This is a genomic window from Xenophilus sp., from assembly GCF_044462705.1.
Taxonomy (GTDB): domain Bacteria; phylum Pseudomonadota; class Gammaproteobacteria; order Burkholderiales; family Burkholderiaceae_C; genus Xenophilus; species Xenophilus azovorans.
The window spans coordinates 11,555-31,334 of sequence record NZ_JBIQNC010000033.1 but is presented as its reverse complement, the minus strand read 5'-3'; the positions used below and the strand labels follow the sequence as shown (position 1 = coordinate 31,334).

Below are 19,780 nucleotides of genomic sequence, written 5' to 3'. Positions count from 1 at the left end.
CGTGCATCAACTCGGCGACGCCAGGCGAGGCAAGCTGGCCGGCAACCTGGCGGGCTTCGGCCGTGCGCTGCGGCGTGCCGGGGTGCGCGTCGACGCCTCGCGCATCGCGCTGGCCGCCGAGGCGGCGCAGCTCGTCGGTGTGCACCGGCGCGACGACATGAGCGCCGCGATGGAGGCGGTGCTGGTCGCCCGCGAGCAGGACCGGCTGGTCTTCCGCGAGCTGTTCGACGCGTGGTTCCGCGACCCCGAACTCGCCAGCAAGATGCTCGCCCAGATGCTGCCCACCGCCGAGGGCCGCGCCGAGCCGCCCCGGCGCCGCCCCCGGGTGCGCGAGGCGCTGGCCGCGCCCGCCGCGCCGAAGGCCGCGCCGGAGAACGAACGCGAGGTGCAGTTCGACGCCGCCATGACGGCCGGCGACCGCCGTCGCCTCCAGCATGCCGACTTCAACGCCCTGGGCGCGGCCGAGTACCGGCTGGTCGAGCGGCTGGCGCGCGACATCGCGCTGCCCGTGCCCACCGTGCCCGGCCGGCGCCTGCGCGTGGCCGGGCAGGGCGGCGCGCACGCGCGCATGCACTGGCCGGGCGTGTGGCACGAGGCCGCGCGCACCGGCGGCGAGATGCTGCGCCTGCCGCGCCTGGTGCGGCGCGAGCAGCCGCTGCCCCTGCTGGTGCTGGTGGACGTGTCGGGCTCGATGGAACGCTACGCCCGGCTGCTGCTGGCCTTCCTGCATGCCGCCACGCGCGGCCTGGCCGGGCGCGGCGGCCGGCGTGACGTGTTCGCCTTCGGCACCGGCCTCACGGACCTGACGCCCGCCTTCCGCGCCGCCGACACCGACGCGATGCTGGCCGCCGCGGGCCGGGCGATCGAGGACTTCGCCGGCGGCACGCGCCTGGGCGAGTCGCTGGCGCAGCTGCGCCGGCAGCATGCGCGGCGGCTGGTGGGCCGGCGCACGCTGGCGCTGCTGGTCAGCGACGGCCTGGACACGGGCGAGCCGGAGGCGCTGCGCGGCGAGCTGCAATGGCTGCGCCGCCACAGCCGCCGGCTGCTGTGGCTCAACCCGCTGCTGCGCTTTCCGGGCTACGCGCCGCTGGCGCGCGGGGCGGCCGTGCTGCACCGCGAGGCCGACGCCATGCTCGCCGTCCACAACCTGCAGGCGCTGGAAGACCTGGCGCGCAGCATCGCCGCGCTGCTGCGGCGCGGATAGGCGCGGACAGACATTCTTTCTTTCGAGGAACATCACATGGACATGCAAGGCAACCGCCAGCTCGGCGTCACCCAGCAGCAGGCGTGGGACGCACTGAACGACCCCGAGACGCTCAAGCTCTGCCTGCCCGGCTGCGACAGGTTCGAGGCCACCGGCGAAGGGCAGTACGCCGTGACGATGGCGGTCAAGGTCGGGCCCGTCTCGGCCAAGTTCAACGGCAAGGTCACGCTCAGCGACATCCAGCCGCCGGCCAGCTACCGGCTGGCGTTCGAAGGGCAGGGCGGCGTGGCCGGCTTCGGCAAGGGGGCTTCGGCCGTCACGCTGGTACCCAGCGAGGGCGGTTGCGAACTGGGCTACACCGTGCAGGCGCAGGTGGGCGGCAAGATCGCGCAGCTCGGCCAGCGGCTGATCGACGGCGCGGCCAAGTCGATGGCCGACGATTTCTTCAAGCGCTTCGACGCCGAGATGGTCCGGCGCCACGGCGCGCCGCCGGAGGCCGAGGCGCTGCCGGCCGAGGCCGTGGAGGACAAGAAGGAGAAGGGCAAGTTCGCCGGCCTGATGCAGAAGATGGGCTTCGGCAAGAAGGACGGCGAGGACGACAAGGCCGGCGCCACCCCCGAGAACTGAACATGGAGAACCTCGACGTCATGGTGCTGCGCCAGTTGCGCGACTGGCGCCTGGACGGGCGCCGGGCGATGCTGGCGACGGTGGTGCGCACCTGGGGCTCCTCGCCGCGGCCCGTCGGCTCGATCATGGCGCTGGCCGAGGACGGCGCGGTGGTCGGTTCCGTCTCGGGTGGGTGCATCGAGGACGACCTCGTTGCGCGTCACAGCCGCCTCGGCCAGGCGGAGATGCCGAGCGGCGCGCCCGTGCTGGTGAAGTACGGCGTCACCGCCGACGAGGCGCACCGCTTCGGCCTGCCCTGCGGCGGCACGCTGGAGCTGCTGCTGGAGTTCGACCCCGACGCCGCACGGCTGGCCGAACTGGTCGCCGAGCTGGAGGCCGGCCGGCTGATGCAACGCACCGTGCGCCTGGCCGACGGCGCGGTCACGCTCGCGCCGGCCCATGCGCCGGCGGAACTGGTCATCGACGGCACCGCGCTGGTCAACACCTTCGGACCCGAGTACCGCATGCTGCTGATCGGCGCCGGCCAACTGGCCGAGTACGTGGCGACGATGGCCCGCTTCTGCGGCTTCGCCGTCACGGTGTGCGACCCGCGCGAGGAGTACCGTGGCACTTGGCAGGATCAGCAGGTGCCGCGCGTGGCGATCTCCACCGAGATGCCCGACGACGCGGTGCGCGCCTTCCGGCCCGATGCGCGCACCTGTGTGGTGGCGCTGACGCACGACCCCAAGCTCGACGACCTGGCGCTGCTGGAGGCGCTGGACACGCCGGCCTTCTACGTCGGCGCCATCGGCTCGCGCCGCAATGCGCAGGCTCGGCGCGAGCGGATGATCGAGCACTTCGAGCAGACCGAGGCCTCGCTCGCCCGCCTGCGCGGCCCGATCGGCATCTACATCGGCAGCAAGACGCCGTCGGAGATCGCGGTGAGCGTGATGGCCGAGATCCTGGCCGTGAAGAACGGCGTGCGCCTGCCGCGCGAGATGGAGGTGGCGATGGCCAAGGCGCAGCAGGGCGTGGCCGCCAGCTGACCCGCCGGCCGCCACCGGGGTTTACGCGGCCGCCTTGATCCCCCGCATCATGATCACGCCGCCGAGCGTGGTGGTGTCGCTGCGCATGCGGCTGGCCAGGGCGGCGGGCGTGCCGGCGCGCGGCTGCCAGCCGGCCTTGAGCAGGGCGGCGCTGATGTCGGGCGTGCGCAGCACCTGGTTGAGCGCCGTGTTGAGCCGTGCCACGGCCGCTTCGGGCATCGAGGCAGGGGCGGCCAGCGCGGTCCAGATCTCCAGGTCGGCGCCGCGCACGTCGGCCTCGCGCAGCGTGGGCATGTCGCCTGCCAGCGGGCTGCGCTCGGGCGAGGTCGCGCCGATCGCCTTGAGCTTGCCGCTCTTCACGTGCGGCAGGGCCAGCCCCGGCGGCAGCAGGGCCATCTGGATCTTGTTGGCCAGCATGGCCTCGATGACCTTCGGGTTGCCGTTGAAGGGCACGTGCTCGACGCGGATGCTGGTGCGCATCTTCAGCAGCTCCATGCCCAGGTGGCCGACGGTGCCGGCGCCCGGCGTGCCGTACTTGCCGTCGCTGCCCAGGTTGCGCGCCCACAGCAGCAGTTCGGTCGGCGTGCGGCCCTCGGCCTCGGCGCAGGTCGCCAGCACCAGCGGCGCGGTGCCGATCAGCCCCACCGGGGCGAAGTCCTTCTCCGGGTCGAACGGGGTGGCAGCGTTGAGCACGCGGGCGATGGTCAGGTTGCCGTTGATGAGTGCGCCGATGGTGTGGTCGTCCTGCGCCTTGGCCACCTCGTTGGCCGCCACGTTGCCGCTGGCGCCGGGCTTGTTCTCGACCACCACCGGCTGGCCCAGCAGCGCGGACAGCGGCCCGGCGACGGCGCGCGCCGCCAGGTCGGGCGAGGCGCCTGCCGGAAAGCCCACCAGGATGCGCACCGGCTTGCTCGGCCAGGTGCCTGCCGCGGCCTGGCCGTTTTTCTGTGCCCATCCGGGAAGGCAGAGGGTGGCCGCGGAGGCGGCGCAGGATTGGAGCAGCCGGCGCTTGCTGAGCATGGGACGTTCGCGAGTGGAAAGTTACAAACGTTAACAAACCCGCGCGCACCTGGCAATGCAGGCATTTTTCTTATGGGGCGGCAACGTGGCCGCTGCCGCGCAGGACGAAGCCGCGCTCAGCGGTCCTGCAGCGGCGCCGGGGCCGGCGCGGCGCGCGGCGTCGCGTCGTCCATCTGGGCCGTGGGCGGCACCGGCCCGCCCTTGAGCCGCTCGCGGAACAGGGCGGCGCGCGCCAGGAAGATGGTCGTCACCGGCGCGGTGAGGGCGACGAACAGCGCGATGAGCATCGCGTGCAGGAACAGGTGGAAGCCCTGCACCGAGAAATAGATGACGGTGCCCAGCGAGATCGACCACACGCCGGCGGTGGCGCCCAGCGTGGGCGCGTGGATGCGGCTGAAGAAGTCGCGCAGCCGCACCAGCCCGAAGGAGCCGATGGCGGCGAAGGCGGCGCCGCTGACGATGCAGATCGCGGTGAGCCACTCGGCCCACCAGGGCAGCGGGCCGGTCATCGGGCAACCTCCGTGCTTCGCACTGCGGTGCGAGCCCCCTTCGGAACGGCCGGGCGGGGGCTCATTCGATGACCTCCCCGCGCAGCAGGAACTTGGCCAGCGCGGTGGACGCGACGAAGCCGAACAGCGCGATCAGCATCGCCGCCTCGAAGTACACGCTGCTGGCATAGGAGATGCCCAGCACCAGCATGGTGAGCATGCCGTTGATGTAGAGGCAGTCCAGCGCCATCACGCGGTCCTGCGCCGCCGGGCCGCGCAGCAGGCGCCACAGCGCGCACAGCATCGCCACGGCCAGCAGGAAGAGAGCGGCCTTGACGGCCCAGAACAGCACGGGTGTCATGACTCGAAGATCTCCATCAAGGGGCGCTCGTAGCGGTTCTTGATCATGGCGATGAAGGCGTCGTGGTCGCCCATCTCCAGCACGTGCAGCAGCAGCGCGCTGCCGTCGCCCGACAGCTCGTGCCAGGCGGTGCCGGGCGTCAGGCACACGATCATGGACAGCACGGCCAGGCCGTTGGCGTCGCGCATGTCCAGCGGCACGGAGACGAAGTGCGAGTCGATGTCGCGGATGCGGCGCGTGAGGATGGCGCGCGCCACGGCCCAGGCGGAGACGGTCAGGTCGTGCACCACCACGCCGACCAGCTTCAGCGCCGTGAGGGGGTGGCGCATGCGCACGCTCGCCGGGCGCAGGCTGCGCGTGACCAGCGGCACCACCAGTGCCAGCAGCGTTCCCATGACGATGGTGGCCGGGTGCAGCGACTGGTTCAGCAGCAGCCACACCACCAGCAGCGCCAGCGACAGCGGCGGCGAGGGCACCCAGCGGCGCAGCAGGCGCGGCATCAGCGGGCTCCTCCCTGCGTCGGCCCGAGGCGCTGGCGTGCGCCGAAGACGGCGTCGCGGTACGCGGCGGGATGGTCCAGGCCCTTGGCCGTGGCCTGCGCATGCCGCATCACCGGGCCGGCGCCCACCGTCAGCGCCACGCAGGCGGCGAGCAGCACCGCCACCGGCAGCACTTCCATGGCGCGCAGGGCGGGCAGGCTGCCCTGCGTGGGCGTCCAGAAGTGGCGGATGCCGGCGCGCGACAGCGCCACCAGCGTCAGGAAGCCCGAGCCCAGCAGCAGGGCCAGCAGCAGCCAGCCGCGCCGGCCGGGCGCCTGCTCCATCAGCCCCGAGAGCATGGCGAACTTGCCGACGAAGCCCGACAGCGGCGGCAGCCCCGCCAGCAGCAGCGTGCAGCCCAGGAAGGCCAGGCCCAGGAAGGCGACGCCGGCCGGGATCGCGCGGCCGTACAGCGCCTGCGCGTCGTCGTCCAGGTTCACGTCGTCGAAGGAGGTGAGGTCTTCCGAGAGGAAGGGCGCTGTCTGGTCCGACTCGTGCGGCGCGATGCTGCGGCCGGCGTTGCGCCAGCGCTCCACCATGTCGATGAGCAGGAACATCGCGCTGGCCGCCAGCGTGGAACTGAGCAGGTAGTAGAGCGCGCCGGCCCACACCGCGCGCTGGCCCAGGCCCACCGCCGCCAGCAGCGTGCCGGCGGAGATCAGCACCGAGAAGCCCGCCAGGTTCGACAGCCGCTGCGTGCCGACGATGCCGATGGCCGCCACCGCCAGCGTCGCCAGGCCCAGGCCCAGCAGCACCGTCTGCCCGAACTGCGCGGAGTCGCCGGCCTCGTGGCCGAAGAACAGCGTCGAGGTGCGCAGCAGCACGTACACGCCCAGCTTGGTCAAGAGCGCGAAGACCGCGCTCACCGGCGACACCGCCGCGCTGTAGGCCGGCACCAGCCAGAAGTTCAGCGGCCAGGCCCCCGCCTTGGCGAGGAAGGCCGTGGCCAGCACCGCCGCCGCCGCGTGGACCAGCGTGCGGTCGGCCGGGGCGATCTGCGCGATGCGCACGCCGAGGTCGGCCATGTTCAGCGTGCCGGTGGCGCCGTAGAGCATCGAGGCGCCCACCAGGAACAGCGACGAGGCCGCCAGATTGATGGCGATGTAGTGCAGCCCGGCGCGCACCCGCAGCCGGCCCGAGCCGTGCAGCAGCAGGCCGTAGGAGGCGGCCAGCATCACCTCGAAGAAGACGAACAGGTTGAACAGGTCGCCGGTGAGGAAGGCGCCGTTCAGGCCCATGAGCTGCAGCTGCAGCAGCGGGTGGAAGTGCACGCCCGCGCGGTCCCAGCGCGAGGTGGAGTAGATGGAGGCGGCGAAGGCGATCACGCCGGTGAGCGCGACCATCATGCTGGAGAGCCGGTCGGCCACCAGCACGATGCCGAAGGGCGCGGGCCAGTTGCCCGGCAGGTACACGCCGATGGAGCCTGGCCCGCCGCCGGTGTCGGGCGCGTTCACCCAGCGCAGCAGCGCCAGCGCCGCCAGCAGGCCCACCAGGCCGGAGACCACCGAGAGGAAGGACTTCAGCCGCCGCCGGTGCTCGCCCATCAGCAGCATCAGCGCGGCGGTGAGCATGGGCACCAGGATCGGCACGGCGACCAGGTGCGGCATGCCGAAGTCCAGCAGCCGGTCGAGCAGGCGGAAGATTTCGGCGGCGATGCCGCTCATTGGATGACCTCCGTGCTTCGCACTGCGGTGCGAGCCCCCTTCGGAACGGCCGGGTGGGGGCTCATTGGGGTACCTTCGCGCTGACGCGCTGCGGTGCGAGCGCCTTCGGGCGGCCGGGCGGCGCTCATGCGTCCTCCTCGCCGTCCACGTGGTCGGTGCCCGAGATGCCGCGCGAGGCCAGCAGCACGACCAGGAACAGCGCCGTCATGGCGAAGCCGATCACGATGGCGGTGAGCACCAGGGCCTGCGGCATCGGGTCGGCCGTGTTGGCCAGCGTGGCCGGAAAGCCCGGCGTGAGCACGGGTTCGCTGTCGACCTTGAGCCGGCCCATGCTGAAGATGAACAGGTTGACCGCGTAGGAGATCAGCGTCAGGCCCATCACGACCTGGAAGGTACGCGGGCGCAGCAGCAGGTACACGCCCGAGCCGGTGAGCACGCCGATGGCAATGGCGAGCACGGCCTCCATCAGTGGTTCTCCTCCTGCATGGCCGCGCGGTAGGCGCGCACCGCGTCCTGCGCGGCCTCGTGGTCGGCGTGGCGCTGCACCGCGGCGCCGGCCGCTTCCTCCACCTCGCGCTCGGCCTGCTCCTCGGCCCAGCGGTGGCTGCGGATGGACTGGTGCGCCAGCGCGGTGAGGATCAGCATGGTCGCGCCCAGCACCAGCGAGAACACGCCGATGTCGAAGAACATCGCGCTGGGCACGTGCAGCTCGCCCAGCACCGGCAGGTGCAGGTGCGCGGTGTGGGTGGTGAGGAAGGGGTAGCCCAGCGCCACCGCGCCGGCGCCCGTGGCCAGGGCCGCCAGCAGCCCGGTGGCGATCCAGCGGCGCGGGTACAGGCGCAGGTGCTCCTCAGTCCAGGCCGCGCCCGAGACGATGAACTGCAGCATCAGCGCCAGCGACATCACCAGCCCGGCCACGAAGCCGCCGCCCGGCGCGTTGTGGCCGCGCATGAAGAAGTACACCGACACCAGCGCCGCGAGCGGCAGCAGCAGGCGCACCAGCACGGCCGGCACCATCAGGTAGCCGACGGCGGCGTCCTTGGCGCGGCGCGGGTTGACCAGGTCGGTGGCGGCCCAGTCGCTGGTCTGCACCATGCGCTGCTGCGGCGGCAACGCCATCGCTTCCTCCGCCGGGCGGAAGCGGCGCAGCAGCGCATACACCGTCAGCGCCACGATGCCCAGGACGGTGATCTCGCCGAAGGTGTCGAAGCCGCGGAAGTCCACCAGCATCACGTTGACCACGTTGGTGCCGCCGCCCTCGGGCAGGGCCTTGTCGAGGAAGTAGGGCGAGATGCTCTGCGGGAAGGGGCGCGTCATCACCAGCCAGGCCAGCGCGGCCATGCCGGCGCCGGCGCAGGCGGCCAGGCCCAGGTCGCGCGAGCGGCGGCTCCAGGCCTTGAACGCGCCGAAGCCGCCGTGCGCCGGCCGCACCTCGGCCTTGCGCATCGGCAGCCAGCGCAGGCCCAGCAGGATCAGCAGCGTCGTCACGCTCTCGACCACGAGCTGCGTGAGCGCCAGGTCGGGCGCAGAGAACCAGATGTAGGTGATGCAGCTCACCAGCCCGGCGCCGGAGGCCAGCATCAGCGCGGCCAGGCGGTGGAACTTGGCCTGCCAGGCGGCCGCCACCGCGCACACGCAGCCGATGATCCACGTCATGGCGAACATGGTCGAGAAGGGCAGCAGCTCGCGCGCGCCGCGCCCGGCCGGCGCCAGCCAGACGGCCGCGCCGGCGCCCAGCACCGCCAGGCCCACCAGCAGGAAGAGCTGGGGCTGCAGCCGCCGCGTGCCGAGCAGGCGGCGGCCCTGCCGGCCCAGCTCCGAGAGCCGGGCCAGCAGGTTCTCGAAGATGCGCTGGCCGTCGAAGCGCTGCAGCAGCGGCGTGTCGTCGAGACCGCCCTGCGCGCGGCGGCGGCGCTGCAGCAGGTACAGCACGCCGCCGCCGGCCAGGGCGACGAAGCTCATCACCAGCGGCAGGTTGAAGCCGTGCCACACCGCCAGGCTGTAGTACGGCAGCGTGCCGCCGACCACCGGCGTCGCCGCGGCGGCCAGGAAGCTGCCCACCGACCAGGCCGGTACGATGCCCACCACCAGGCAGGCCAGCACCAGCAGCTCGACCGGCACGCGCATCCAGTGCGGCGGCTCGTGCGGCGCCTTGGGCACCGCGCCGCCGCTGGGCCGCCCCGAGGCGGGCGCAGCCCCCTCGGGGGGCAGCGAGGACACGGAGTGCCGAGCGTGGGGGTCACGTACTTCGCAGGGCGGGCCGAAGAACACGTCGAACACGAAGCGCGCCGAGTAGGCCACGCTGAAGACGCCGGCCACCGTCGCCAGCACCGGCATCGCCACCTCCAGCCAGGGAGCGGCGTCGAGGAACACCGTCTCGGCGAAGAACATCTCCTTGGACAGGAAGCCGTTGAGCAGCGGCACGCCGGCCATCGAGGCGCTGGCGATGATGGCCAGCGTTGCGGTGATGGGCATCGGCCGCGCCAGGCCGCTGAGCTTGCGGATGTCGCGCGTGCCGGTCTCGTGGTCGATGATGCCCGCCGCCATGAACAGCGACGCCTTGAAGGTCGCGTGGTTCATGACGTGGAACACGGCCGCCACGGCGGCCAGCGGAGAGTTCAGGCCCAGCAGCAGCGTGATGAGCCCGAGGTGCGAGATGGTCGAGTAGGCCAGCAGCCCCTTGAGGTCGTGCTGGAACATGGCGATGTAGCCGCCCAGCAGCAGCGTGGCCACGCCCGCGCCGCCCACCAGCCAGAACCAGGCCTCGGTGCCCGAGAGCGCCGGCCACAGCCGCGCCATGAGGAACACGCCCAGCTTCACCATCGTGGCCGAGTGCAGGTAGGCCGACACCGGCGTGGGCGCCGCCATGGCGCGCGGCAGCCAGAAGTGGAAGGGGAACTGCGCGCTCTTGGTGAAGGCGCCCAGCAGCACCAGCACCAGCGCGACCGGGTACAGCGGATGGGCACGGATGACGTCGCCCGAGGCGAGCACCACGTCCAGCTCGTAGCTGCCGGCGATGCGTCCCAGCACCAGCACGCCGGCCAGCAGGGCGAGGCCGCCGGCGCCGGTGACGGTGAGCGACATGCGCGCGCCGCGCCGCGCGTCGCGCCGGTGGTGCCAGTAGCCGATCAGCAGGAAGGAGAACAGGCTGGTGAGCTCCCAGAACATCACCATCTGGATCAGGTTGCCCGAGAGCACCACGCCCACCATCGAGCCCATGAAGGCCAGGAAGAAGGCGAAGAAGCGCGGCACCGGATCGGAGGCCGACATGTAGTAGCGCGCGTACAGCACCACCAGCGCGCCGATGCCCAGCACCAGCATGCAGAACAGCCAGGCGAAGCCGTCCAGGCGGAAGGACAGGTCCAGCCCCAGCATGCCGAGCCATTCGTACTGCTCGCGCACCACGTTGCCGCCGGCGACGCGCGGGAACATCCAGCCCACCTGCACCGCGCACCCCAGCGCCACCAGGCCCGCCAGCGTCGATTCCCGGTTGCGCGCGTTGTGCGGCAGGGCGGCAGCCAGCACGCTTGCGACGAAGGGAAGAAGGACGATCAGGGCCAGGGGCATCGCGATCGATTCTATCGACCGACCCTGGCGGGTTCATTGAGGATTCCACCGCCGGCGCCCCGTTTTTCGCGGGGCGCGCGCAGGCATTCACATCTGCCGCGGCAGCCAGGTGACCAGGTCCGGGAAGAAGTAGATGAGGAGGACGGCCGCCACCATCAGCAGGAACATCGGCACCGTGACGCGCGCGATGTAGAGCAGGTCCTTGCCCGTCATGCCCTGCAGCACGAACAGGTTGAAGCCCACCGGCGGCGTGATCTGCGCCATCTCGACCACGATGACGATGAAGATGCCGAACCAGATCGGATCGATGCCGGCGCCGGTGACCGTGGGCATGATGACTCCCATCGTCAGGACCACCATCGAGATGCCGTCGAGGAAGCAGCCCAGCACGATGTAGAAGACGGCGAGCATCATCACGAGCTGGAATTTCGACAGCCCCAGCGAGCCGATCCATTCGGCCAGGTGGCGCGGCAGGCCGATGTAGCCCATGGCCAGCGTCAGGAAGGCGGCGCCGGCCAGGATCAGCGCCATCATGCAGTACAGGCGGGTGGCGCCCAGGAGCGATTCCCTGAACGTGGTCCAGGTGAGCGAGCCCTGGGCGGCGGAGATGACCAGCGCGCCCACCACGCCGACGGCGGCCGCCTCGGTCGCGGTGGCGATGCCGGCGTAGATCGAGCCCAGCACCGCCAGGATCAGCAGCGTCACCGGGATCAGGCTGCGCGAGGCATGCAGCTTCTGGGCGAAGCTCATCCGTGCGTCGGGGGCCGGCACCTTGGCCGGATTCAGCAGCGCCCACACGCCGATGTAGCCCGAGAACAGCAGCGCCAGCAGGATGCCCGGCACCACGCCCGCGATGAACAGGCGGGCGATGGACACGTCCGCCGCCACGCCGTAGACGATCATGATGATCGAGGGCGGGATCAGCAGGCCCAGCGTGCCGGCGCCGGCCAGGGTGCCGATGACCATGTCCTGCGGGTAGCCGCGGCGCTGCAGTTCCGGCAGCGTCATCTTGCCGATGGTCGCGCAGGTCGCGGCGCTGGAGCCGGACACCGCGGCGAAGATCGCGCAGCCCACCACATTGGTGTGCAGCAGGCGGCCCGGCAGCCGCTGCATCCAGGGCGCCAGGCCCCTGAACATGTCTTGCGACAACCGGGTGCGGAAGAGGATCTCGCCCATCCACACGAACAGCGGCAGGGCCGTGAGCGTCCAGCTGGAGGCCGAGCCCCAGATGGTCACCGCCATGGCGTCGCCTGCCGGACGCGACGAGAACATCTGCATCGCGATCCAGGCGACGCCGGACAGCGTGAGGCCGATCCACACGCCGCTGCCGAGGATGAGGAAGAGCGCCGCGATCAGCAGCGCGGCCACGCTGATGTCACTCATGTCGCAGCATCTCCCCGTCGGCGCGCGGCGCCCGCCCGTGCCAGGCCAGGACGAATTCGTCGATCGCCGCGATCGCGAAGACCACCGCGCCGGCGGCCATCGCGAGTTGCGGGATCCACAGGGGCGTGGCGTCGTTGGAGGTCGACATGTCGTTGAACTCGTGGGACTGCAGCACCAGGCGCACGCTGAACACAGCGAACAGCAGCGCCAGCGCGGCGCCCGCGCCCGTGGCCCAGCGCTCCATCCAGCGCCGCCGGCCGGAACCCAGGGCGTTGAGCACCAGCGTCACGCGGATGTGCTCGCCCTTCTTGAGGGTGTGCGCCAGGGCGAGGAAGCCGGCCGCCGCCATCATGTAGCCGGCATAGGCGTCGACGCCGGGCACGTTGAAGTGGAGCTGGCGGCCCAGGATGGAGGTGAGCACCATCGCCAGCAGGCCGACCATGAAAAGCGCCGCCAGGGCGGCGGCGCAGTCGTACAGAGCGTTCAGAGCCTTGCGCATCGGCAATGCGTCACATCTTGCGATAGGCGTCCAGCACGGCCTGGCCTTCGGCGCCGGCCTTCTCCGTCCACTCCTTGATCATGGTTTCGCCCACCTTCTTCATGTCGGCCTTCAGCTGCGCCGAGGGCTCGTGGATGGTCATGCCGTTCTTCTTGAGCAGGTCCAGGTACTCCTGCGTCTTGGTCTTCGAGGTGGCCCAGCCGCGCTTCTCGGCCTCGGCGCCGGCCTTGAGCAGGGCTTCCTGCGTCGGCTTGTCCAGCGCATCGAAGGCCTTCTTGTTCACCAGCACGGCGTTCTTGGGCAGCCACGCCTGCGTGTCGTAGAAGTGCTTCAGGTACTCGTAGGTCTTGGTGTCGTAGCCGGTGGACCCGGAGGACATGTACGACTCCACCACGCCGGTGGCCATCGCCTGCGACAGCTCGGCCTGCTGCACCGTCACCGGCTGCGCGCCGACCAGCTCGGCGATGCGGGCCGTGGCCGGGCTGTAGGCGCGCCACTTCACGCCCTTGAGGTCGGCGGCGGCGTTGATGGGCTTGTTGATGAAGATGCCCTGCGGCGGCCAGGCCACGGTGTAGAGCAGCACGATGCCCTGTTCGGCGAGCTTCTTGGCCAGCACCGGCTTCTGTGCCTGGTAGAGCTTCCAGGCCGCGTCGTAGCTGTCGGCCAGGAAGGGAATGCCGTCCGCGCCGAACACCTGCCATTCGTTCTGGAAGTTCACCAGCAGGATCTCGCCCATCTGCGCCTGGCCGCCCTGGACGGCGCGCTTGATCTCGGGGGCCTTGAACAGCGCCGCGTTGGGGTGCAGGGTGATCTTGAGCTTGCCGGCCGTGGCCTTGTCGACGTCGCTGACGAACTGGGCTAGGTTCTCCGTGTGGAAGTTGCTCGGCGGGTAGGCCGTGGGCAGGTCCCACTTGGTCTGCGCGAGAGCCGAGCAGCTCAGGGTGAGGGCTGCCAGCGCGATGCCGAATTTGTGGTTCATCGTCTCTCCGGGTGTGTGTTGCAACGAAGCGAGGCAGCATACGTGCAAATATCGGGCCACCGGGTGCGGCATTTCCCGGACGCGAGACGACAGAAAAGCCGCCCGGGGGCGGCTTGCGTTTCTTCCCGAAGGAATCGGGCGAAGGCTCAGGGCGCCTTCTTCGCCGCCGGTGCCTTCTTCGCGGGCGCCTCTGCGGCCGCCGCCTCGAAGGGCTTGCCGTTCACCGTCAGACCCGCCGCGGAGAGCTTGGCCGCGGCCTTCTCCTTGACGCCCTTGACGCGCGCCATGAAGTCGGCCCAGTCCTTGAACTCGCCCTGCTGCCGCGCGTCGAGGATGCGCTTGGACAGCGAGGGGCCGATGCCCGGCAGCCCGTCGAGGTCGGCGGCCGACCCCTTGTTGACGTCGACCGCGGCGAACGCGGTCAGGGACATGGCGGTGAAGGCCAGTGCGGCCAGTGCTTTCTTGAACATGTGATGCTCCCTGTGATGTGATGACATGTGCGCGTCGTCCGCGCGGGAGCATCTTGCGCAGCCCTGGCACGAAGCGCCAGGGCACTGGTCATAGTTCCTCCACGCGGCGTGGAGGGTAGCTGTCCCAGGCCTGGCAGCCGGGGCAGTGCCAGAAGTACTGGTGCGCCTCGAAGCCGCAGGCCGCACAGCGGTAGCGCAGCAGCGGCCGCGCCGCCTGGTCCAGCGCGCGCTGGACCGGCGGGTGGGTGCGCGCGTCGTCGGCCAGGGTCTCGCCGGCCAGCCAGCGCGAGGCGGCGACCAGCGAGCCCGGCTGGTGGGTCAGGTGCGCGAGGTAGCCGTCGCGCGGCGCCGGCGCGGGGGCGGAGGCGTCCCTGGCCTCGGCCTCGGCCGTCGTCGGGCTGCCGCCCAGCGCGATGATGGCCTCCAGCACGTCGATGGAGGGCGCATGCGCGTAGCGCCGCTGCAGCAGGAGCAGGGCCTCGCCGCTGCGGCGTGCCGCCACCGCCGCCTGCTGCATCTGGGCGGCGAACAGGGGCAGCGCCAGCGGCGCCGTCTCGGCCAGGCGTACCAGGGTGTCGAAGGCGGCCGTCGGCTCGCCGCCGCGCACCTGCAGCGCCGCGATGTCCATCGGCGGGCGCGGGGCCTGCGGCGCGAGCGCGGCGGCCTGCTGCAGCAGGGCCATGGCTTCCTCCTGCGCGGCGCCGCGGGCGACCAGTTCGGCGGCCTGCTCGCACAGGTGGTGGGCGCGGCGTGTGCCGTAGCTGGCCTGCTCCGCCGCGTCGAGCTTGGCCGCGACGAGCTCGGCCTGCGACCACTCGCGCGAGCGCTCGTAGATGGCCAGCAGCGCCAGCCGCGCCTCGTTCTCGAAGCGCGTGCCTTCCAGCTTCTGCAGCGCACCCTCGGCACGGTCGAGCAGGCCGGCGCTGAGGAAGTCCTGCGCCAGCGCGTGCTGCGCGCGCTCGCGGTCGGCGCGGCTCAGGTCGCCGCGCGAGAGCAGGTGCTCGTGCACGCGCACCGCGCGCTGGTATTCGCCGCGCCGGCGGAACAGGTTGCCCAGGGCGAAGTGCAGCTCCTGCGTGTCGGGGTCGTTCTGCACGGCCTCGATGAAGGCGTCGATGGCCTGGTCCTGCTGCTCGTTGAGCAGGAAGTTCAGGCCGCGGAAATAGGCCTTGGGCGCCTGCCGGTTCTCCAGCCGGAGCTGGCGCAGGTCCAGGCGCGAGGCCAGCCACCCGAGCACGAAGGCCACGGGCAGGCCCAGCAGGAGCCAGCTCAGGTCAAAGTCCATGCTGGCGGGGGATCATCGGTTCGACGGCCGGGCCGGGCGCGGCGGCCGGGGATGCCGCCGGCGCGTTGGCCGGGGGCGGCGTGAGCGCCGACTGCTGCGCCGCCGCGCGGCGGTGGCGCCACCAGCCGGGCAGCATGCCCAGGGCGCCGACCACCATGCCGCCGGTGAAGGCGGCCAGCACCACCAGCACCAGCGGCGCGCGCCAGGAGGTGCCGAAGAAGAAGTACACCGTGGCGTCGTGCTGGTTGTTCAGCGCGAAGGCGAAGAGGGTAAAAAAAATGGCTGCCTTGAGCAGCCACAGGAGGTATCTCATGCGCGTTCCATAGGCGGACGCAATTCTACGGAGTCAATCGGCATCCGCGCCCGGCGCCGTCGGTATGCCGCGGGCGTCGACCGCCTCGCGCAGCGCCTTGCCGGGCTTGAAGTGCGGCACGCGCTTCTCGGGAACGAGGACGCTTTCGCCCGAGCGCGGGTTGCGCCCGACGCGCGGCGGCCGCCGGCTGACCGAGAAGCTGCCGAAGCCGCGGATCTCGATGCGGTGGCCGCGCACCAGGGCGTCGCTCATCGCGTCGAGGATCGTCTTGACGGCCTGTTCCGCGTCGCGGTGCGTGAGCTGCGCGAAGCGGGCGGCGAGTTCTTCGACCAGATCGGAACGGGTCATGGATTTCTAGAGGAAAACACGGCGGAGCAAGCCCCGCCGTGTCCTTGGGCCGCTTCGCGGATTACTTGTCCGAGCTGTCCAGCTTGGCGCGCAGCAGCGCACCCAGGCTGGTCGTGCCGGCGTTCTCGCGGGCCGACTGCTGGCTCAGGTTGGCCATGGCTTCCTGCTGGTCGACCATGTCCTTCTGGCGGATCGACAGCTGGATGTTGCGGGTCTTGCGGTCCACGTTGGTGACCACGGCCGTGACCTCGTCGCCTTCCTTGAGCACGTTGCGGGCATCTTCCACGCGGTCGCGGGAGATTTCCGAGGCGCGCAGGTAGCCGACCACGTCGTTGCCCAGGTCGATCTCGGCGCCGCGCGGGTCCACGGTCTTGACCTTGCCGGTCACGATCTGGCCCTTGTCGTTCACCGTCACGAAGGTGGTGAACGGGTCGCCGTCGAGTTGCTTGATGCCCAGGCTGATGCGCTCGCGGTCCACGTCGACGGCCAGCACGATGGCCTCGACTTCCTGGCCCTTCTTGTAGTTGCGCACGGCGGCTTCGCCCGGCTCGTTCCACGACAGGTCGGACAGGTGCACCAGGCCGTCGATGCCGGCCGACAGGCCGACGAACACGCCGAAGTCGGTGATCGACTTGATCGGGCCCTTGACGCGGTCGCCGCGCTTGGTGTTCTGCGCGAATTCCTGCCAGGGGTTGGCCTTGCACTGCTTCATGCCCAGGCTGATGCGGCGCTTGTCCTCGTCGATCTCCAGGACCATGACCTCCACCTCGTCGCCCATCGAGACGATCTTGTTGGGGGCCACGTTCTTGTTGGTCCAGTCCATCTCGGACACGTGCACCAGGCCTTCGATGCCGGGCTCCAGCTCGACGAACGCGCCGTAGTCGGCGATGTTCGTGACCTTGCCGAACAGGCGCGTGCCCTGCGGGTAGCGGCGCGAGACGCCCATCCACGGGTCGTCGCCCATCTGCTTGAGGCCCAGCGAGACGCGGTTCTTCTCGGTGTCGAACTTGAGGATCTTGGCGTTGATTTCCTGGCCGGCCGTGACCACCTCGCTCGGATGGCGCACGCGGCGCCACGCCATGTCGGTGATGTGCAGCAGGCCGTCGATGCCGCCGAGGTCCACGAACGCACCGTATTCGGTGATGTTCTTGACCACGCCGTGCACGATGGCGCCTTCCTTGAGCGTTTCCATCAGCTTGGCGCGCTCTTCGCCCATGGAGGCTTCCACCACGGCGCGGCGGCTGAGCACCACGTTGTTGCGCTTGCGGTCGAGCTTGATGACCTTGAACTCGAGGGTCTTGTTCTCGTACGGGGCCAGGTCCTTGACCGGGCGGGTGTCGATCAGCGAGCCGGGCAGGAAGGCGCGGATGCCGTTGACCAGCACCGTCAGGCCGCCCTTGACCTTGCCGCTGGTGGTGCCGGTGACGAACTCGCCGGATTCCAGGGCCTTTTCGAGCGCCAGCCAGGAGGCCAGGCGCTTGGCGGTGTCACGCGACAGGATGGTGTCGCCGTAGCCGTTCTCGACGGAGCCGATGGCCACCGACACGAAGTCGCCGGCCTGCACTTCGAGTTCGCCCTTGTCGTTCTTGAACTCGTCGATCGGCACGTAGGCCTCGGACTTCAGGCCGGCATTGACCACCACGTGGTTGTGCTCGACGCGCACCACCTCGGCGGTGATGACCTCGCCGGCGCGCATTTCGGAACGCTTGAGGGACTCTTCGAAGAGAGCGGCAAAAGATTCGGACATTGAATTTCCTTGACGTCACCCAGGTTTCCGGCCGCCCATGCAACATTGCTTGCGGCTGTTTCTATGACTGGAGACGGCGGTTGGGCTTGCGCCCGGTTGGGGTTGAACAACCAGCGGGCCAGTGCGCAGACGCGCGAGGGGAGCCGGGCTGGACCAGGGGCCGCCCGGCTTCTTTCTCGAAGGAAGTCCGGAGGCCCGAGCCTTGCGATCCGCCGGTCAGGCGTCGTCGAAAGGCTGCACCTGCCGCCACCAGGCCAACACCTGTTCGACCGATTGGTCCACGGTCTGCTCGGAGTTGTCCAGGAGGCGGGCATCCTCGGCCGGCTTCAGGGGCGCCACGCTGCGGGAGGCATCCCGCGCATCGCGCGCCTCCAGGTCGGCGCGAAGACTGTCGAGCATAGCAGGAATTCCCTTTGAAATCAACTGCTTATGGCGCCGCTCGGCGCGGTGGGCGGCACTGGCGGTGAGATACACCTTGAGCGGCGCGTCCGGGAAGATCACCGTGCCCATGTCGCGCCCGTCGGCGACCAGCCCCGGCAGGCGGCGGAAGTCCAGTTGCAGCGCCCGCAGCGCCTCGCGCACGGCGGGCAGGGCGGACACGCGCGAGGCGTCCATGCCCGCCGCCTCGGTGCGGATGGCGTCGGTGACGTCCTCGCCCCGCAGGAACACGCTGCCGGCGTCGAAGCGCAGGTCCAGGCCCTGCAGTTCGGCCGCGATGCGCGGCTCGTCCTGCGCGCCGGCTTCCAGCCCGGCGCGGCGCATGACCAGGCCGGCGATGCGGTAGAGCGTGCCCGAATCCAGGTAGTGGTAGCCCAGCCGCCGGGCCAGCTCGGCCGCCAGCGTGCCCTTGCCGGAGGCGGTGGGGCCGTCGACGCAGATCACCGGCACGCTGCGCGCCCGGACCACCGAGAACAGCGTCTCGAAGTAGTCGGGGAAGGTCTTGCCGACGCACTTCGGGTCGAGGATGCGCACCGGCAGCGCATCGGGGTTGAAGGCGGCCAGCGAGAAGCACATCGCGACGCGGTGGTCGTCGTAGGTGTGGATGCTGGCTCGGCGCCAGCCGCCGGCCGGCAGGGGCATCACGCGGATGAAGTCCGGCCCGGCCTCGACGCTGGCGCCCAGCTTGCGCAGCTCGGCCGCCATGGCGTCGATGCGGTCCGTCTCCTTGACGCGCCAGCTCGCGATGTTGCGCAGGGTGCTGGGGCCGTCGGCGTACAGGGCCATCACGGCCAGCGTCATCGCCGCGTCGGGGATGGCGTTGGCGTCCATGTCCAGCGCCTTCAGCGGCCAGGCGCCGCGGTGCACGGCGAGCCAGTTGGGGCCGCTGTCGATGACCGCACCCATGGCACGCGCCGCCTCGGTGAAGCGGATGTCGCCCTGGATCGAATCGGCGCCCACGCCGTCGATGCGCAGCGGGCTTGACGCCGGCGCGGCGATCGCGCCCAGCGCGATGAAGTAGCTGGCCGAGGAGGCATCGGCCTCCACGTGGATCTCGCCGGGCGAGGCATAGCGGCTGCCCGCCGGGATGACGAAGCGCTGCCAGCCCTCGCGCTGCACGGCGATGCCGAAGCGTGCCAGCAGGTTGAGCGTGATCTCGATGTAGGGCTTGGAGATGAGTTCGCCCACCACCTCGATGGCAATGGCCTGGCGCTGCGCCGCCAGCGGCAGCGCCATCAGCAGCGCGGTGAGGAACTGGCTGGACACGTCGCCGCGCACGCGGATCGGGGTGTCCAACTGCAGCGTGTCGAGCGCGGCAGGGCGGATGCGCAGCGGCGGGTAGCCCGGGTTGCCCAGGTAGTCGACGTGGCATCCCAGTTGCACCAGCGCGTCCACCAGGTCGCCGATCGGCCGCTCGTGCATGCGCGGCACGCCGCTGAGTTCGAAGTCGCCGCCCAGCAGCGCCAGCGCCGCCGTCAGCGGCCGCATGGCGGTGCCGGCGTTGCCGAGGAACAGCGAAGCCTGCTTGCGCTGCAGCCGGCCGCCGAGGCCGGCGATGCGCAGCACCGGGCCTTCGTGCGTGATGCCGCAGCCCAGTTGCGCCAGGGCCTCGAGCATGACGCGCGTGTCGTCGGAGTCGAGCGCGTCATGGACCGTGGTGGTGCCGGCCGACAACGCCGCCAGCAGCAGCACGCGGTTGGAAATGCTCTTCGAGCCGGGCAGCCGGACGCGGCCGGCCGCGCCCGCCAGCGGGGGAATGTCCAGGGACGGGATGGAGAACATCGTCACTCGGCCGAGGGCGGCTGGTCGGCGGGCAGCGTCCA

At 70.9% G+C, this 19,780-nt stretch carries 19 protein-coding genes; 3 read left to right on the top strand and 16 right to left on the bottom strand.

The genetic code is table 11. The annotated features are described in order from the left end of the window. Position 1: 1 nt before the first annotated feature. From ACIY1X_RS07995 to ACIY1X_RS07985, 3 genes are read left to right on the top strand one after another with little or no spacing between them, the layout of a single operon-like run. Positions 2-1,204 carry a VWA domain-containing protein gene (locus tag ACIY1X_RS07995; protein ID WP_399679654.1) on the top strand — a complete coding sequence of 401 codons (1,203 nt, stop codon included), beginning with the start codon at positions 2-4 and terminating at the stop codon, positions 1,202-1,204. 36 nt (positions 1,205-1,240) lie between these two features. Then, positions 1,241-1,831, top strand: a complete 591-nt coding sequence (locus ACIY1X_RS07990; RefSeq protein ID WP_399679653.1) for a CoxG family protein — start codon at positions 1,241-1,243, stop codon at positions 1,829-1,831. A gap of 2 nt (positions 1,832-1,833) precedes the next feature. Continuing rightward, entirely contained in the window at positions 1,834-2,856 is a 1,023-nt protein-coding gene (locus ACIY1X_RS07985) for an XdhC family protein (protein ID WP_399679651.1), read from the top strand. 21 nt (positions 2,857-2,877) lie between these two features. Here ACIY1X_RS07985 and ACIY1X_RS07980 read toward each other — a convergent pair whose 3' ends face one another. The 16 genes from ACIY1X_RS07980 to ACIY1X_RS07905 form a co-directional block, all read right to left on the bottom strand. Continuing rightward, complete coding sequence (locus ACIY1X_RS07980) at positions 2,878-3,876, bottom strand: tripartite tricarboxylate transporter substrate binding protein (RefSeq protein WP_038205602.1); 999 nt, start codon at positions 3,874-3,876, stop codon at positions 2,878-2,880. Positions 3,877-3,992: 116 nt separating this feature from the next. Next, entirely contained in the window at positions 3,993-4,385 is a 393-nt protein-coding gene (gene mnhG / locus ACIY1X_RS07975) for a monovalent cation/H(+) antiporter subunit G (protein ID WP_399679650.1), read from the bottom strand. Positions 4,386-4,446: 61 nt separating this feature from the next. Next, the gene (locus ACIY1X_RS07970) at positions 4,447-4,725 is read right to left on the bottom strand and encodes a K+/H+ antiporter subunit F (RefSeq protein WP_038205596.1); all 279 of its coding nucleotides are present in this window, start codon (positions 4,723-4,725) and stop codon (positions 4,447-4,449) included. Beyond that, positions 4,722-5,225 (bottom strand): Na+/H+ antiporter subunit E, encoded by a 504-nt coding sequence (locus ACIY1X_RS07965; RefSeq protein WP_399679649.1) that lies wholly within the window; start codon positions 5,223-5,225, stop codon positions 4,722-4,724. The genes ACIY1X_RS07970 and ACIY1X_RS07965 overlap by 4 nt, the downstream gene beginning before the upstream one ends. Continuing rightward, on the bottom strand, positions 5,225-6,928 hold the full coding sequence (locus ACIY1X_RS07960) for a monovalent cation/H+ antiporter subunit D (RefSeq protein WP_399679648.1): 1,704 nt from the start codon (positions 6,926-6,928) through the stop codon (positions 5,225-5,227). The genes ACIY1X_RS07965 and ACIY1X_RS07960 overlap by 1 nt, the downstream gene beginning before the upstream one ends. Positions 6,929-7,052: 124 nt before the next feature. After that, complete coding sequence (locus ACIY1X_RS07955) at positions 7,053-7,394, bottom strand: Na+/H+ antiporter subunit C (protein ID WP_038205588.1); 342 nt, start codon at positions 7,392-7,394, stop codon at positions 7,053-7,055. Then, on the bottom strand, positions 7,394-10,495 hold the full coding sequence (locus ACIY1X_RS07950; RefSeq protein ID WP_399679646.1) for a monovalent cation/H+ antiporter subunit A: 3,102 nt from the start codon (positions 10,493-10,495) through the stop codon (positions 7,394-7,396). Before ACIY1X_RS07950 ends, ACIY1X_RS07955 begins: the two co-directional genes overlap by 1 nt. A gap of 87 nt (positions 10,496-10,582) precedes the next feature. After that, entirely contained in the window at positions 10,583-11,878 is a 1,296-nt protein-coding gene (locus tag ACIY1X_RS07945) for a TRAP transporter large permease (protein ID WP_399679645.1), read from the bottom strand. After that, complete coding sequence (locus ACIY1X_RS07940; protein WP_399679643.1) at positions 11,871-12,377, bottom strand: TRAP transporter small permease; 507 nt, start codon at positions 12,375-12,377, stop codon at positions 11,871-11,873. Before ACIY1X_RS07940 ends, ACIY1X_RS07945 begins: the two co-directional genes overlap by 8 nt. A 10-nt stretch (positions 12,378-12,387) precedes the next feature. Beyond that, positions 12,388-13,356, bottom strand: coding sequence for a TRAP transporter substrate-binding protein (locus ACIY1X_RS07935; RefSeq protein WP_399679642.1), 969 nt, complete (start codon positions 13,354-13,356; stop codon positions 12,388-12,390). A 146-nt stretch (positions 13,357-13,502) separates the two neighbouring features. Then, positions 13,503-13,826 (bottom strand): helix-hairpin-helix domain-containing protein, encoded by a 324-nt coding sequence (locus tag ACIY1X_RS07930; protein WP_038205576.1) that lies wholly within the window; start codon positions 13,824-13,826, stop codon positions 13,503-13,505. An 88-nt stretch (positions 13,827-13,914) separates the two neighbouring features. Beyond that, positions 13,915-15,111: a lipopolysaccharide assembly protein LapB gene (lapB, locus tag ACIY1X_RS07925; protein ID WP_399679640.1), complete on the bottom strand. Its 1,197-nt coding sequence runs from the start codon at positions 15,109-15,111 to the stop codon at positions 13,915-13,917. Beyond that, a complete protein-coding gene (locus ACIY1X_RS07920; protein ID WP_399679638.1) occupies positions 15,101-15,424 on the bottom strand; it encodes a lipopolysaccharide assembly LapA domain-containing protein in 324 nt (107 codons plus the stop codon). Before ACIY1X_RS07920 ends, lapB begins: the two co-directional genes overlap by 11 nt. Before the next feature lie 33 nt (positions 15,425-15,457). Continuing rightward, a complete protein-coding gene (locus tag ACIY1X_RS07915) occupies positions 15,458-15,772 on the bottom strand; it encodes an integration host factor subunit beta (RefSeq protein WP_399679636.1) in 315 nt (104 codons plus the stop codon). A 61-nt stretch (positions 15,773-15,833) separates the two neighbouring features. Beyond that, a complete protein-coding gene (gene rpsA, locus ACIY1X_RS07910) occupies positions 15,834-17,519 on the bottom strand; it encodes a 30S ribosomal protein S1 (protein WP_399679635.1) in 1,686 nt (561 codons plus the stop codon). Between the two features lie 216 nt (positions 17,520-17,735). Continuing rightward, complete coding sequence (locus tag ACIY1X_RS07905; RefSeq protein WP_399679659.1) at positions 17,736-19,739, bottom strand: bifunctional 3-phosphoshikimate 1-carboxyvinyltransferase/cytidylate kinase; 2,004 nt, start codon at positions 19,737-19,739, stop codon at positions 17,736-17,738. Positions 19,740-19,780: the final 41 nt, after the last annotated feature.

Coding starts and splice junctions, on each gene's coding strand:
- ACIY1X_RS07960 (WP_399679648.1), bottom strand. CDS start 6,928: ATGAGCGGCATCGCCGCCGAAATCTTCCGCCTGCTCGACCGGCTGCTG.
- ACIY1X_RS07980 (WP_038205602.1), bottom strand. CDS start 3,876: ATGCTCAGCAAGCGCCGGCTGCTCCAATCCTGCGCCGCCTCCGCGGCC.
- ACIY1X_RS07915 (WP_399679636.1), bottom strand. CDS start 15,772: ATGACCCGTTCCGATCTGGTCGAAGAACTCGCCGCCCGCTTCGCGCAG.
- ACIY1X_RS07985 (WP_399679651.1), top strand. CDS start 1,834: ATGGAGAACCTCGACGTCATGGTGCTGCGCCAGTTGCGCGACTGGCGC.
- ACIY1X_RS07940 (WP_399679643.1), bottom strand. CDS start 12,377: ATGCGCAAGGCTCTGAACGCTCTGTACGACTGCGCCGCCGCCCTGGCG.
- lapB (WP_399679640.1), bottom strand. CDS start 15,111: ATGGACTTTGACCTGAGCTGGCTCCTGCTGGGCCTGCCCGTGGCCTTC.
- ACIY1X_RS07930 (WP_038205576.1), bottom strand. CDS start 13,826: ATGTTCAAGAAAGCACTGGCCGCACTGGCCTTCACCGCCATGTCCCTG.
- ACIY1X_RS07905 (WP_399679659.1), bottom strand. CDS start 19,739: ATGTTCTCCATCCCGTCCCTGGACATTCCCCCGCTGGCGGGCGCGGCC.
- mnhG (WP_399679650.1), bottom strand. CDS start 4,385: ATGACCGGCCCGCTGCCCTGGTGGGCCGAGTGGCTCACCGCGATCTGC.
- ACIY1X_RS07970 (WP_038205596.1), bottom strand. CDS start 4,725: ATGACACCCGTGCTGTTCTGGGCCGTCAAGGCCGCTCTCTTCCTGCTG.
- ACIY1X_RS07955 (WP_038205588.1), bottom strand. CDS start 7,394: ATGGAGGCCGTGCTCGCCATTGCCATCGGCGTGCTCACCGGCTCGGGC.
- rpsA (WP_399679635.1), bottom strand. CDS start 17,519: ATGTCCGAATCTTTTGCCGCTCTCTTCGAAGAGTCCCTCAAGCGTTCC.
- ACIY1X_RS07945 (WP_399679645.1), bottom strand. CDS start 11,878: ATGAGTGACATCAGCGTGGCCGCGCTGCTGATCGCGGCGCTCTTCCTC.
- ACIY1X_RS07965 (WP_399679649.1), bottom strand. CDS start 5,225: ATGCCGCGCCTGCTGCGCCGCTGGGTGCCCTCGCCGCCGCTGTCGCTG.
- ACIY1X_RS07920 (WP_399679638.1), bottom strand. CDS start 15,424: ATGAGATACCTCCTGTGGCTGCTCAAGGCAGCCATTTTTTTTACCCTC.
- ACIY1X_RS07990 (WP_399679653.1), top strand. CDS start 1,241: ATGGACATGCAAGGCAACCGCCAGCTCGGCGTCACCCAGCAGCAGGCG.
- ACIY1X_RS07935 (WP_399679642.1), bottom strand. CDS start 13,356: ATGAACCACAAATTCGGCATCGCGCTGGCAGCCCTCACCCTGAGCTGC.
- ACIY1X_RS07950 (WP_399679646.1), bottom strand. CDS start 10,495: ATGCCCCTGGCCCTGATCGTCCTTCTTCCCTTCGTCGCAAGCGTGCTG.